We start from the raw sequence: 13,250 nt of genomic DNA, 5'->3' as shown, positions 1-13,250 counted from the left end.
ACATGTTCACATACTCTCGCATATAGCGTGGGGTAAATCCCCGGGTATGTCACCCACCTCAATATGCCCGCCGGCAAATTCCCATGTAGACCGCTCACGGTGCCGCACCAGCACCCAATCCTTCCCTTGCTTCATAAAAATCACTACATACTGGAGACTCACTCCAGGGCACTCCGCTTCATGCAATGTTACGATCATGATAGATTTCCACCTTTTATGTTGGTTAAAGAACTTCCAGACAAGCGCCAATATTGTAATATACTATGGATGGGGTGTTGTGGGTTTTTGTCACTGGACGGGTGGAGTAGGGTCGTGCTTAACTGTATCATCTATAGCATAATAAAAAAATTCTTGCCATCCTCTTACCTCCTATGTTATTATAAATCTCGTTGCAGGACGGTAGCTCAGCGGGAGAGCACTATCTTGACAGGGTAGGGGTCATGGGTTCGAACCCCATCCGTCCTATACGCAGAAAGACTTAAAGAAACGAAGCCGATCATAAGATCGGCTTCGTTTTTCGTTGTTATCATTGCAACAGTTTTAAATTTTGAATTTCATTAATTGAAAGCCCCGATGCCTTATCAAACTGACTTTAACTTTAAAACTTCTTGCTCTGAGAGGCCTGAGGCTCTAACAATAATGGAGATTTCCACTCCAAGAGCAAGAAGTTCACGCACCATTGCCTCTGCCTTTTTTCGTTCACCCTCTGCTCGTCCTTCTGCTTTCGCTCCGTTCATCCGCGACGCCTCATCCCGCAAATACTTCATCCGGGCATCATATTCCATACGTGTAGCGGCATCCTGACTCAGGAACTCCAGCGTATCCATTGCTTTTTTTAGCATAGGCTCATTCATGGTCAGCACCTCCCAGTTTGGTTGTTCGACACCCTTCAGGAATAATAACCAGTTAATCAGACCACCAGTCAATGGAACGGCCTGCTCCTCAAGCTTCGTTAATTCCATCACATGTATCTCAAGATCATTGTTAAGAGATATCCCGGTATGATCTTCCCGCAGGCGAAAGACATTATGATGGCGGTCATTCGGCAGGCAGGAGTAGTTCAATATATTGATCGTCACACACTTCTTCAATTGACTATAATCGTCGCCTTTTTGAATCTGGTGGTAATACATCTCGCTCCAGTAGAAAAGTGTCCGCTTCTCCATATTGTATGGATTGAACAGCTGCATTTCGATGTTGATCCGTTTGCCCTCAGCCGTCTTGGCCTTGATATCCAGAATAGACTGTTTCTCCGCCGGAGCATCCTTATCTGTGTACGGATTCATTAATATAATCTCTGTCAGCGGGGGTTCGCCTGCCTCCATGAAGGTACTATTGAGGAAGGCCAGCAGGACATCCTTGTTATTCTCACTGCCGAAAATTTTCTTAAAGATAAAGTCATTCCGTGCGTCGAGTAATTCCACTATTATCACTCCAATCATATACATTGATTATATCATGGTAGAACTACTCGTTGTAGACAAAGCCAGTCTTTTGGGCCCCATATACTGCTATTCTGTCCCCAAAGCTCTAAGAAACATACCAGCATATGTTTTATCGTCAGAACTTCCCTTCTACCTAAACGTGATCGCCATTCGCTTATCCACCAATACAACGGCGTCTGCTTCACCCTTACCGTTGAACATGGCTGAAATTACATATATTTTCGTGTCATCTTCCGCTTTCGCCACCCACTCTTTCTCCTGCAAATATCGCTTATTGATGGAATCGTAAGCATAATCCAGGTTGCGCTCCATATCCTTCAGATATTGATCGCCATAGATTTGTTTGAAGTCATCCTTAGACATGCCAATTTTAAAGCCGCCGGTGGTTTCATACGTATCTTTCGATTCCTCCGCCAGAGTGATACCTGCCACTTTATCCTCACGGTACATAATTCTTACGCCAGAGCTATACATGACTGAATTGGCGATATCCTTCTCCTCCCCCTTGCCCAGTACCTCTTCCGCTTCCGCACGGCTCATTCCATACTCAACAATGGCTTTATGATCATTCACCTTTTGGATGGCTAAGTGTTTGGTGGTCACCCCGTCCTTTGAATTTGCACAAGCGGTCAATACAAACAAGAACAATAATACCAGTACTGTTTTTCGCATAATGCCCTCCCAGATGTTTTTATCTAAAGTTTACCATCGTAGGCGCGACAAGAAACAGGCCGCATCCACGCACCAAATTAAACCTTTGGTTACCATTGTAAGAGTTATAAAAAAAGACTGCATGAGCACATGCCCACACAGCCTCTATTAATGGCGATCATGACTCCCTTAACTAAGCTTATACCTCTCAGTGATTACAGAGGCACTAACCGAAAATCCTCTTTTCTGCATCGTTGCTGTCAGAGTCTTTTGAACACCGCCGTCAGGATCGCACACCAGATATTTATCAAAATTTGAAGCCGAGGAGTTATGCCCGTCCACAATGACATAGTGGGAGTTTCCGTTTTGTTCAAGTCTCATCATGCAGATGTTCCCTTTTTCTGCTTCCACTGAAACGTCAGCAATCGGAGTAATAGTTACACCTATGCTCTGACTTCCGATTTTTGCAGTGAATCCACTTGCCGTGAAATCAGCAGCATTATTGGTCCCTTTCGTTGTTGCTTCTACAACGGCATAATACACATTCGATTTGGTTGCATTAGACAACCTGCCTTTATATAGAATAAACATCCCAAGAGCGCAAATTGCACAACCATATTTCTTAATATCTCCACCGGCTGCAGTTTTCCCGCATTTTTTGTAAAAATTAGAGTCTGTAAAAGCTGAGGTAGAGGTACCTGGATAGTAAATCGAAGTATCTCCCTGGTTAATCAGATGGGTAGACGATAGTTTATGTGGCATAAACTATACCTCCTAAAATATATTTGAGAGGAACGAAATCACTACGCTGTCTTCGTCCTCACAATACATAAGATATGTTGATAGATTAGAAGTGGCCACCAAGCAAAGTACCCTTCATTATGAAGATTTGTTGAAGCGGTCCTGATATAATAGAGGCAGCTTACACACGGAAAGGACTGAACTATGCGCAGATATCAATAGTTGTACCTCACCAATACCATATATATTTAATGGAGGTAACTTATTGATGATTACAGAATTACAAACCGAGAGATTAGTATTAAGACAAATGCGCACCGCCGATTCAGCCAGCCTGTTCCCGATCTGGTCCGATCCTGAAGTCACCCGGTTCATGAATATCAGCAGCTTCACGGATGAGAGTCAGGCCGTGGAAATGATTGAGCTGCTGGGTAAGTTAGCCACCGAGAATCAGGCGATCCGCTATTCCATTACAGAAGCAGAATCCGGCCGGATTATCGGCTCCTGTGGTTTCAATACGCTGGACTATGACAATGCCAAGACAGAGATTGGTTATGACCTTAGCCGCGAATGCTGGGGAAAAGGATATGTGCCTGAAGCCCTTCGCGCACTAATAGATTATGCGTTTGATACACTGGGCTTCAATAGAATAGAAGCAAAGGCCCAGCCTGCTAATATCAATTCTATTAAGGTACTGCAGAAATTAAACTTTTCGCTGGAAGGAATATTGAGGCAGAGTGAGCGTTCCAAAGGAAGCTTCATTGATCTGTGTATGTATTCCAAATTATCTGCAGACTAAGCTAACCGAATAAAGGCCGGGCCCAGGCGCTACAGAATGCACTGCGCAGGGTCAGCCTTATTTTATATACAAACCTCCAAAAAAATAAAGCTACCACTGGGGCAGCTCCACTAATATAATATCCGATTCGGATGTCTTTACGTATTTTAGAATTTCTCTATAGCCCTTCTCTGACAGAAAACACTTTTGCTCGACTCCTCTGTGATCTTCCCCAAAATAAGCAATATGAAACGTCTTATCCAATTGGATAATGTTAGAAACCTGAATTAACGTGTTTCTATCTGCTAGAACGAAATTATATCCTGAACTGGCCAGGGTATTGAGCCAATATTTCAGCGTACCTACTGTATAAAAGGTTTGATCGTACGTATGGACAATGATCCGATAGATAGTCCGTTCAAATTCCATAAAAGTTATTTTTGCAATATCGAGTGAGAATACACCAGTGTTTCCCTCTGTGTCTCTAGTAACAGATATCGTGCTCAAAGGGATCAACTCCAATGTTATTTAAGTAACTCTTCAGGTACCTCCGGTTGGTTAATGTAGAATACACTCGCTGTAACCAACACGATAAGGGCAGCCAAGGCGGACAAACCAGAAGCAAGCTTATACACTACTTTGCGCTGCAAAGCTCTCATTGTCAGATTTCCACCTCCCTTCTAGCTATAATCAGACTGATGGATTGAGCCAAAAAGCTGGCCGCGATGACAGGTGATCCTACGACGATATTGGAAGCTACTAGCAGTAACGCCACGATTCTCAGCTTAGGCCAGTGCCGCTTGGAAATCCGCGTTTGTCGTTCAATCCCAATGGGCGCCAGCCATAGAACCACTAGCAGACTAGCTGCATTCAATAACATAACGTAGAAGGAGCTAAGCTCCACAAAGGACAGGACCGTGAACATGCTTACCGTAAACAAGACACAGGCTATACCTGACCTGAGATGGGCCCCGCCGGACACCTGACGTAATAAGGCAAAGGAGATCAGAATCTGCAGAGCTTCACTTGTCCTGCCCGTTAAAAGGGACACTACCAGTGTCAGCCCAATAATAAACACCACATTAAGCACTACACTAATAGCAAACTTCAGGACAGCGTAGGATGCCGGGTGCTCTGGAACGATATTTTTAATCGTAAATGCCAGTTTGCCGGACATGAATTCAAGCATCTTCCCGCTCCCTCCGGGTGGAATAATATAGAAGGAATACAGACATCACCAGGAAAATCACGGCATTTAGCAGAATATCATTAAAGTAGAGTAGGCCAGATACTCCGATGACGAATGCAAATATCAGCACGGACAGCAGGATATCCTCTATCTTAAAGCGGAGTTTATCCAAATCGAATGTGAAGCCCTTGCCTCTGCGGTACAGAAACCCAAAGATACCAAACACAACTGCCGCAGTCGCCACCTGCAGAAAATATCCGTTGGCCGTACTACCCACATTCGAAATGGAGCCGAAAATAAGCAGGATGAGCAGCGTCTGAATCCCAGCGAAAATAGCAAATCCCGATATCGTTGCGATGATGGATAAAATCAGCGGCATCCTCACCACCGCAGCGAAGAAGAAGATAAAAATTAAGATTAAAACAAGTGGTGCGACATTCGACATACCTAGTTCATTGCGTAAGAGATAGCTTTGCAGATTGTTCAGCAAGATCACGAATAAAGCCTGCCATATGTACCATCTCCATTTGAATCTATAGAGAGACATAATCAGATAATAGAGCGCAAACGTCTCTATTGTTGAGAAAAACATAAAGCCTACAGGTTCCCACGACACACCATTTACACCGCCTGACTAATTTCATTCACAAGAATAATTATATAACTCCACCATGCCTGACGTATACTACTTAAATACAAAATTCGACACTTTTTGCCCAATTACAAAAAAACATCCGTTGACTGCTCTGAATCGAGTCTCAACGGATTTCCTCTGGGTACAGCAGCTTGGCTGTCCGTATTAAATTTCAGACCAGCTTACAGTCAGTTCCACGACCCCCTCCTGGGATGCCAGCGGACCGCCAATAATCGACCAGCTCTGCTTGTTGTCCTTGGTCGTGCCTTGGATAATCAGGTTCTTAGGGTCAATGGTCTTCACGGACTGATCGCCCAGCTTAGAGGCCAGATAATCATCATACAGCTTCGTTACCGATTCCATACTGTCGGTTGTTCTAAAGATCAGCATGGCTGACTTCTTGCCCTCGTCCTCCGCCGTAGTGGACAGGACAGTCTCTGTTACATTCTCCGGCATCGGGAAGTCCTCCGGCAGATATTTCGGAAGCTCCGTGGAACCTGCGGCTGTATCGTTACCTCCGGTTGACGGCTCAGGCGTCTGCTCCGGCTCCGCCGTTGGTGCTGCAGTCTGTTCGGCCTCTGTTGTCGGCGCTGGAGTCTGCACATTCTCTGCTGTCGGTGCAGTGGTCTGCATCGATTCGGTGGATGGCTTATCCTCGGCATTACCGCAGGCGCTGAGGGCCAATAGGAACAACGTCAAGGATAAGGTCATTATTAGTTTTTTGGTGTACATCTTCTCACTCCTCATTAATTCATTCAACAGTTACATGGCCAGTTAGATTCACCGGCTTACCGGATAATACCCATTATTTTCTTCCTCAAAACAACGAATAGACAAAAAGATGCCCCGGAAACCAAGGCTTCCGGGGCATGCATGAATGATATATAAGTTCGGAAATTTATTTATAATACGATGTCGTAAGCGGAACGAAGACCGTTGTTCCATTCTTTACATCTCCGTTGACATATAGGCTACTTACTCCGGCAATATCTACTTCGATGGTAGTAAGCCCGTTTGCCGGGTCAATGGTCTGCTTCTTCAGCACAGTGTTGGTGTCGCTGTCTTGTACCGCAAAGTCTTTAATCTCCCCGCCGATTGCGGCTACCTGGAGATAAAGCTTCTGATATTTTTTGTCCGGGTGGAGCATGAATGAAGTGCCGCGGTCACCGCTGGCGTTGTCGAAGAAGACATCCTTGTAATCCTTGTCCTTGAAGACCGTTTTGCCCGGATCTTTGGTGTGATACATATCATCAAAACCTGTTGCGATCGGTACGCCCGATGTCTGTTCTCCCAGAGAGATCGTATTCGTTGCCGCATCGAACTTGACGGTAACCCCGAGCAGATCAGATACGGAACGGACTGGCAGATACGTTGTGTCCTTATAGGAAATTGGGGCAATTACTGCACCGCTGCCATTCTTAAGCTGTACGGGCTGGCCGTTCATCTTAAATTTGATGCTTGGATTCAGAAATGCCTTGATCTCCTGCAGATTGGCTCCGGCATACACACCTGTGCCCATTCCTCCCAGTACAGCAAATGCAGTCAGCGCAGCAGTCATCTTCTTCTTCATTCGCTCAAACTCCTCTCCAGATATGACAAATTTGAATATTTCATATTCGGAGTATAATCAATCCTGCAATCAGATGCAATCATTCAGAAATCATCTCTCCGCCCAACGGATTCGTAACGTTCGCGGATCTCCAGATTTTTGGAGTGGTTGTACAAGTCCAGCGCGATGATTCCCCTGCGTGCAAGCTTCACCACCAGAACAAATAAATAAATCCCCATACCCAGACAAGTGAACCAGAGCAAAAGAGCAAAAATACTGAATCCTCCAGCGAGCATGGACCCAAAACCTGTCATATACACAGCTTACAACCCCCTAATTCAACATGATATAAGTCTATATCCTTATCATAACAAGTTTGGCACATTTGTGTAAGCAATGCAAAGTAAAGAGCCTATTTCAAACTAAAATCTTCCGGCAAACGATTGACCTCCAGGCCGGTTTATTTTACAATAAACTCATAAACGCGCGTTTACAATTAGAGGGGGTACCTTATGCGAAGCGAAGATATTGCCAAGCTAGCCGGGGTTTCGCGAAGCACCGTATCCCGTGTGATCAACAATTATTCCAATGTCCCTGAAGAGACCCGGGCCAAGGTGCTGAAGGTGATTGAGCAGCATCAGTACGAGCCGAACAGCTTCGCCCGGGCTCTGGCCGGCAAGAAGACCGACACGATCGGGCTGTTTGCCATCAGTATGAACGAGAAGGAGAATGCGACGCGGATCTATCAGAATAATTACTTCGCCCCGTTCGTCGATGCTGTGGTAGATACGTCGAATGCCCGCGGCTGTTATGTTCTGATTCACACCGTCTATTCGCCCGACGACTTCCTGAAGGTCAAGCAGGCCTTCCTCCAGAAACGGATTGACGGAGGCATCATTGTCGGCACCCAGAAGGATATCGAGATTGTACGGGAGATGGTGGGTCTGGGCGCTCCGCTTGTACTGATCGATTATGACATTTCGGAGATTATGTCAGAGCATCTGGACCGCAACCATCTCGCTATTGTGAATTCCAAGGATTACGAAGGTACGGTAGAAGCCATTGAGTACCTAATCGGTCTCGGCCATAAGGAGATCGGTATGATCTGCGGACGGATGAATACTTATTCCGGACGGGAGCGCTACATGGCTTACGAGAATACGCTGAAGCGCCATGGACTTGCCCTGCAGCAGGACTTCGTCCTTCAGGGTGATTTTCTCAAGGAGACTGCCTACCAGGAAGTGAAGAAGCTGCTGGATTCCGGCGGCCCGCTGCCGACTGCCTTCTTCTCTTCCAATGACGATATGGCTATATCGGCGATGGAAGCGTTCTCGGAGCATGGCCTTTCCGTGCCGGAGGATATCTCCATTGCGGGGTTCGACGATGTGCAGCTTGCTGCGCGGATTCATCCTAAGCTGACCTCCGTCCGTCTGCCGATTTATGAAATGTCCAAAGCCGCTGTCGAGAAGGTCATTGAGCTATGTGATTCACAGCAGCCTACCTTCAGCACCATCAGTTTCCCGGCGCGTCTGATCACCAGAGATTCCTGTCAGCCGCCTAAGAAGTAGAGTATAGCTATAGCTACGGAAAAATCCCTTGCCCCGAGGGAATTTTTTCTCCGTCTTGTAAACGCGCGTTCACAATCGAAAGGAGACTTGTCTCTCATGAAATTCGGAACTTTTGACGACACCCGCAAAGAGTATGTAATCAACACCCCCAAAACACCTTATCCTTGGATTAACTACCTCGGCAACGAGCAGTTTTTCGGCCTGATCTCTAATACTGCCGGGGGCTACACCTTCTACCGCGATGCGCGGATGAGAAGACTTACCCGTTACCGGTATAACAATATTCCGCTGGATACAGGCGGCCGCTACTACTACCTGTACGATGACGGTGATTTCTGGACCCCGGGCTGGATGCCGGTGAAGCGCGATCTGGACTTCTACGAATGCCGCCACGGCCTGGGCTACACTTCCATTACAGGCGAGCGTAACGGCATTTCCGTGAATCAGCTTGCTTTTGTACCGATGGGCCATAACGCTGAAGTACACCGCCTTGTCGTTAAGAACACCGGCGACGCGAAGAAGACTGTTAAGCTGTTCTCTTTTGCCGAGTTCTGTCTGTGGAATGCCAATGATGATATGACCAACTTCCAGCGTAACCTCAGCACCGGCGAAGTTGAAGTGAAGGATTCTGTTATCTATCACAAAACCGAATACCGCGAGCGCAGAAACCATTACGCCTTCTATTCGGTAAATAAAGAAATCGCCGGCTTCGATACCGACCGCGAATCCTTCGTGGGCATGTACAATGGACTGGACGCTCCGCAGGCAGTTGCTGCCGGTGAAGCTACGAATTCCGTAGCCAGCGGCTGGTCACCTATCGGCTCCCACGCACTTGACATCACGCTGGAGCCAGGCGAAGCCCAGAGCTTCATCTTCGTGCTCGGCTACATTGAGAACCCTGAGGATGAGAAGTGGGAAGCCCTGAACGTCATCAACAAAAAGCCAGCCCAGGCTGTCATCGATCAATTCGCTACGGATGCCCAGGTGGATGCCGCCCTCGCGGTACTGGCTGCGCATTGGGATAACCTGCTGTCCAAATACCAGATTAAGAGCGGGGACGACAAGCTGAACCGGATGGTGAACATCTGGAATCCGTACCAGTGTATGGTGACCTTCAACATGTCCCGTTCCGCATCGTACTTCGAATCCGGGATTGGCCGCGGTATGGGCTTCCGTGACTCCAACCAGGACTTGCTCGGCTTCGTCCACCAGATTCCTGAGCGTGCCAGAGAACGGATTCTCGATATCGCCGCTACCCAGTTCCCTGACGGCAGCGCGTATCACCAGTACCAGCCGCTGACCAAGAAGGGCAACAACGAAGTCGGCTCCGGCTTCAACGATGATCCGCTCTGGCTGATCTCGGGTACAGCCGCCTATATTAAGGAGACCGGCGACTATTCGATTCTTGATGAGCAGGTTCCTTTTGACAGCAATCCGGATCACACTGCAACCCTGTTCGAGCATCTGAAGCTGAGCTTCGAGCATGTCACGAACAACCTCGGGCCTCACGGCCTGCCGCTGATCGGACGCGCGGACTGGAATGACTGTCTGAACCTGAACTGCTTCTCCACCGAGCCGGGCGAATCGTTCCAGACCACGGAGAATATCGCAGGCGGCGTAGCCGAATCTGTGTTCATCGCAGGCCTGTTCGTCTTCGTTGGACCGGACTATGCCGAGATCTGCCGGATGCGCGGACTGGATGATGTAGCCGCTGACGCTGTTGCCAAGATCGAGAACATGAGTGCCATCACGTTGTCCCACGGCTTCGACGGCGACTGGTTCCTGCGCGCTTATGACCACTATGGCGACAAGATCGGCAGCAAGGAGAACGAAGAAGGCCAGATCTTCATCGAGCCGCAGGGAATGTGCGTAATGGCCGGTATCGGTGTAGAGAACGGTGAAGCGGCCCGCGCCCTGACTTCCGTGCAGGAACGTCTGGATACGGACTATGGTATTGTTTTGCAGCAGCCTCCGTATTCCAAGTATTATGTGAACTTAGGCGAAATCTCCACGTACCCTCCGGGTTACAAAGAGAACGCCGGGATCTTCTGCCATAATAACCCGTGGATCATGATTGCCGAGACGGTCCTTGGACATGGCGACAGAGCTTTTGACATCTACAAAAAAATTGCCCCAGCCTACCTGGAGGACATCAGCGAAGTGCACCGGATGGAGCCTTACGTGTACTCCCAGATGATCGCCGGTAAAGATGCCGTACGTCACGGGGAAGCGAAAAACTCCTGGCTGACAGGTACAGCGGCTTGGAACTATGTAGCAATCACGCAGTCTATCCTGGGGATTCAGGCAGACTTCGCCGGGCTCAAGGTTGACCCTTGTATCCCTGCAGAATGGGATAGCTTCGAGATTACCCGCGTCTTCCGTGGCGACACTTATGTGATCTCGATCCAGAACCCGAAACATGTCTCCAAAGGCGTAGCCAGCCTGACCCTCGACGGTGCTGCCGTGGAAGGCAACATTATCGCTCCTGCGGGCGACGGTGCGGTTCACCAGGTTGTAGTCACTCTCGGCTAATTATCTATCACTCCTATAAAAGCATAACACCCCGGTTGTCCGCCAAGGCGGTCCAGCCGGGGTGTTTGTTTATGGACAGGCGGCCGCCGGAATTACTCCGGTATCCATACCTTCATCTCTCCGCTGCCGCGGTTGCCCCACAGATAATACGGAATCGCCGTCACTTCCACCGGTTGTACCACCGCCCTGGTGGTGCTATAGAGTCCACCGCTCCAGCTCTGCTCCTTCACCCGGCAACCCGCTGCTCTGATCACTACCGCTCCGCCAAGCAGATCTTCATCGTAAAATTCCGTGAACGTTCCCTCCTTGCTTAGAGATACCGAGCTTAACGGCTCGCGGTTATCTGCGGATTCCAGACAATAGACCAGCGGCCCGTACTGAATAGCCGTCTTCCCGGCATTAGCCCGCAGTTCCGGGTGGGCGTATACACGGTGCGCTTCCATTGGAAGCATCAGCTCCACTATGTCACCGGGCTGCCACTCCCTGCGGATTACCGCATAGCCCTGCTCCAAAGCATCAAGCGCTGGAAGGAGCTCGCCATTGACGCTGATCCGGACCTTTCCGCTCCACGATGGAATACGCAGGGCGATACCGAACACCCCGGCTTCCGCAGGATCAACCTTCAGTGTGACTATGCCCTCCCATGGAAGCTTGCTGGACTGAGTGACCTTCACCTCTTTTCCTCCCAGTGTAGTTCTAAGCTCACTTCCGATATACAGATTCGTATAGAGCGTATCGCTGTGTTCAGTGTAGATATACTGATTCAATGAGCTCAGCAGGCGCGCCACATTCGGCGGGCAGCAGGCACAGCCGAACCAGCCCTGGCGCTGCGCCTTCACATGCTGTTTGCCGGGATTACAGGTGCAGGCCTGCGGCCAGACCTCCAGCGGATTGACGTAGAAATAATGTTTGCCGTCCTGCGCCATCGAGCCGAGTACATTATTATAGAGCGCACGCTCCATCACATCGGCATAATGGGCATTGGGAGTCAATTCCAGCATTCGTCTGGCAAAAAAGATCAGCCCGATCGAAGCACAGGTCTCCGCATAGACCGTATCGTTAGGCAGATCGTAATCAAAGGTGAAAGCTTCGCCGTGATGGGTGGAGCCGATTCCGCCAGTGATATACATCTGTCTCTCTGTCATATTGCTCCACAGGCGCAGGCACGCCTCGCGAAGTGCTTCATCTCCGGTCAGGCGGGCCAAGTCGGCCATGGCGGTATACATATAGACGGCGCGGACAGAGTGGCCTACGGCTACCGTCTGCTCACGGACCGGTATATGGGACTGATTGTAGGCCATATCGATATGATCCGTCTGCCCGCCCCAATGTGTAACCCTGCCCCGGCTCTCCCATTCCTGGCGCAGGAAGTTCGGCTCCTGCCCGCGCTGGTCAATGAAGAAGAGGCTGAGCTTCAGATACTTCTCCTCCCCTGTCAGCCGGTACAGCTTCACCAGCGCCAGCTCAATCTCCTGATGACCGTCGTAGCCCTTCAGCTTGCCTTCCTCCGGTCCGAAGACAGAGTCGATATGATCGGCCATGCGGCGCATAATACTCAGCAGCTTGTCCTTACCGGTCGCTTCATAATAAGCCACTGCCGCTTCGATGAAATGTCCGGCGCAATACAGTTCATGGCAATCCTGGAGATTCGTCCAGCGCTTGCCCGGCTCCTTGACAGTGAAGTATGTGTTCAGGTATCCGTCGGCCTGCTGTGCTTCTCCCACCAGATCGATCACCTCGTCCGCCTGGCGTTCCAGCTCCGGGTCCCTCCGGATGCTGAGGGAATAACCCGTTGCCTCCAGCCACTTGGCTACATCGCTGTCCTGGAAGACCATCCCCCCGAACTTACCCTGTCTTCTTCCGGCAGCGATTTCAAAATTGGCAATGGCATGGCTCGGTTCAGCCCCGGCCACGCGGTCATGAAGCGCCTCATATTGATAAGGAATCACTGTCTCCTGCACCAACCGGATATAACGGCCCCAGAATTCATCCTGAACGGACACTCTGTGGCCTCCCTGATCCGAATGACCGGAATGATCTGGTTGAACGGTTGTCCGAACCTTTGTACCTTCAAATTGACTCATTGTAGCATCTCCTCTTCAGCATTTCTTCCTCGCTAATTGCCATTATAGACGGTACAATATAACAAAAACAGAAGCATAA

Annotated in this window: 15 protein-coding genes and 1 tRNA gene; 4 read left to right on the top strand and 12 right to left on the bottom strand. The window is 49.1% G+C overall.

All coding sequences use genetic code 11. The features are described 5' to 3' along the window. Nucleotides 1–6 precede the first annotated feature (6 nt). Nucleotides 7–198, bottom strand: coding sequence for a hypothetical protein (locus ACFSX3_RS10345; protein WP_209985312.1), 192 nt, complete (start codon nucleotides 196–198; stop codon nucleotides 7–9). Nucleotides 199–393: 195 nt separating this feature from the next. On the opposite strand from ACFSX3_RS10345, the gene ACFSX3_RS10340 reads away from it, so the two are divergent. Continuing rightward, a tRNA-Val gene (locus ACFSX3_RS10340) sits at nucleotides 394–465 on the top strand. 116 nt (nucleotides 466–581) lie between these two features. On the opposite strand, the gene ACFSX3_RS10335 is transcribed toward ACFSX3_RS10340, so the two are convergent. From ACFSX3_RS10335 to ACFSX3_RS10325, 3 genes are all read right to left on the bottom strand, one after another. Continuing rightward, complete coding sequence (locus tag ACFSX3_RS10335; protein ID WP_379258812.1) at nucleotides 582–1,427, bottom strand: Rpn family recombination-promoting nuclease/putative transposase; 846 nt, start codon at nucleotides 1,425–1,427, stop codon at nucleotides 582–584. A 147-nt stretch (nucleotides 1,428–1,574) separates the two neighbouring features. After that, entirely contained in the window at nucleotides 1,575–2,117 is a 543-nt protein-coding gene (locus tag ACFSX3_RS10330; protein WP_379256704.1) for a hypothetical protein, read from the bottom strand. A gap of 168 nt (nucleotides 2,118–2,285) precedes the next feature. Beyond that, a complete protein-coding gene (locus ACFSX3_RS10325) occupies nucleotides 2,286–2,858 on the bottom strand; it encodes a hypothetical protein (protein WP_209985303.1) in 573 nt (190 codons plus the stop codon). A gap of 247 nt (nucleotides 2,859–3,105) precedes the next feature. Here ACFSX3_RS10325 and ACFSX3_RS10320 point away from each other — a divergent pair, with 247 nt between their 5' ends. After that, nucleotides 3,106–3,636 carry a GNAT family N-acetyltransferase gene (locus ACFSX3_RS10320; RefSeq protein ID WP_209985300.1) on the top strand — a complete coding sequence of 177 codons (531 nt, stop codon included), beginning with the start codon at nucleotides 3,106–3,108 and terminating at the stop codon, nucleotides 3,634–3,636. 90 nt (nucleotides 3,637–3,726) lie between these two features. On the opposite strand, the gene ACFSX3_RS10315 is transcribed toward ACFSX3_RS10320, so the two are convergent. The 7 genes from ACFSX3_RS10315 to ACFSX3_RS10285 all read right to left on the bottom strand — a co-directional run bounded on the left by ACFSX3_RS10315 (nucleotide 3,727) and on the right by ACFSX3_RS10285 (nucleotide 7,301). After that, entirely contained in the window at nucleotides 3,727–4,122 is a 396-nt protein-coding gene (locus ACFSX3_RS10315) for a LytTR family transcriptional regulator DNA-binding domain-containing protein (protein ID WP_209985297.1), read from the bottom strand. A 17-nt stretch (nucleotides 4,123–4,139) separates the two neighbouring features. Further along, nucleotides 4,140–4,274, bottom strand: coding sequence for a cyclic lactone autoinducer peptide (locus tag ACFSX3_RS10310; protein ID WP_209985295.1), 135 nt, complete (start codon nucleotides 4,272–4,274; stop codon nucleotides 4,140–4,142). 2 nt (nucleotides 4,275–4,276) lie between these two features. Further along, the gene (locus tag ACFSX3_RS10305; protein WP_209985292.1) at nucleotides 4,277–4,804 is read right to left on the bottom strand and encodes an accessory gene regulator ArgB-like protein; all 528 of its coding nucleotides are present in this window, start codon (nucleotides 4,802–4,804) and stop codon (nucleotides 4,277–4,279) included. Next, nucleotides 4,797–5,300, bottom strand: a complete 504-nt coding sequence (locus ACFSX3_RS10300; RefSeq protein WP_379312852.1) for a hypothetical protein — start codon at nucleotides 5,298–5,300, stop codon at nucleotides 4,797–4,799. The genes ACFSX3_RS10305 and ACFSX3_RS10300 overlap by 8 nt, the downstream gene beginning before the upstream one ends. A 303-nt stretch (nucleotides 5,301–5,603) precedes the next feature. Beyond that, nucleotides 5,604–6,170, bottom strand: coding sequence for a hypothetical protein (locus tag ACFSX3_RS10295; protein ID WP_379256707.1), 567 nt, complete (start codon nucleotides 6,168–6,170; stop codon nucleotides 5,604–5,606). 166 nt (nucleotides 6,171–6,336) lie between these two features. Further along, a complete protein-coding gene (locus ACFSX3_RS10290; protein ID WP_209985284.1) occupies nucleotides 6,337–7,008 on the bottom strand; it encodes a stalk domain-containing protein in 672 nt (223 codons plus the stop codon). Between the two features lie 83 nt (nucleotides 7,009–7,091). Beyond that, nucleotides 7,092–7,301 carry a hypothetical protein gene (locus tag ACFSX3_RS10285; RefSeq protein WP_379258814.1) on the bottom strand — a complete coding sequence of 70 codons (210 nt, stop codon included), beginning with the start codon at nucleotides 7,299–7,301 and terminating at the stop codon, nucleotides 7,092–7,094. Between the two features lie 198 nt (nucleotides 7,302–7,499). Between ACFSX3_RS10285 and ACFSX3_RS10280 the strand changes: the two genes are divergently transcribed. Together ACFSX3_RS10280 and ACFSX3_RS10275 are read left to right on the top strand one after the other, a co-directional pair. Further along, nucleotides 7,500–8,555: a LacI family DNA-binding transcriptional regulator gene (locus ACFSX3_RS10280; RefSeq protein WP_209985282.1), complete on the top strand. Its 1,056-nt coding sequence runs from the start codon at nucleotides 7,500–7,502 to the stop codon at nucleotides 8,553–8,555. 96 nt (nucleotides 8,556–8,651) lie between these two features. Further along, nucleotides 8,652–11,087, top strand: coding sequence for a GH36-type glycosyl hydrolase domain-containing protein (locus tag ACFSX3_RS10275; protein ID WP_209985279.1), 2,436 nt, complete (start codon nucleotides 8,652–8,654; stop codon nucleotides 11,085–11,087). A 92-nt stretch (nucleotides 11,088–11,179) separates the two neighbouring features. Here ACFSX3_RS10275 and ACFSX3_RS10270 read toward each other — a convergent pair whose 3' ends face one another. Then, nucleotides 11,180–13,171 (bottom strand): glycoside hydrolase family 127 protein, encoded by a 1,992-nt coding sequence (locus ACFSX3_RS10270; RefSeq protein ID WP_209985275.1) that lies wholly within the window; start codon nucleotides 13,169–13,171, stop codon nucleotides 11,180–11,182. Between the last annotated feature and the right edge of the window lie 79 nt (nucleotides 13,172–13,250).

The organism is Paenibacillus rhizoplanae (assembly GCF_042684125.1).
Classification (GTDB): domain Bacteria; phylum Bacillota; class Bacilli; order Paenibacillales; family Paenibacillaceae; genus Paenibacillus_AQ; species Paenibacillus_AQ rhizoplanae.
Note: the sequence above shows the minus strand (reverse complement) of the source record. Positions and strands in the feature narration are given on the sequence as shown.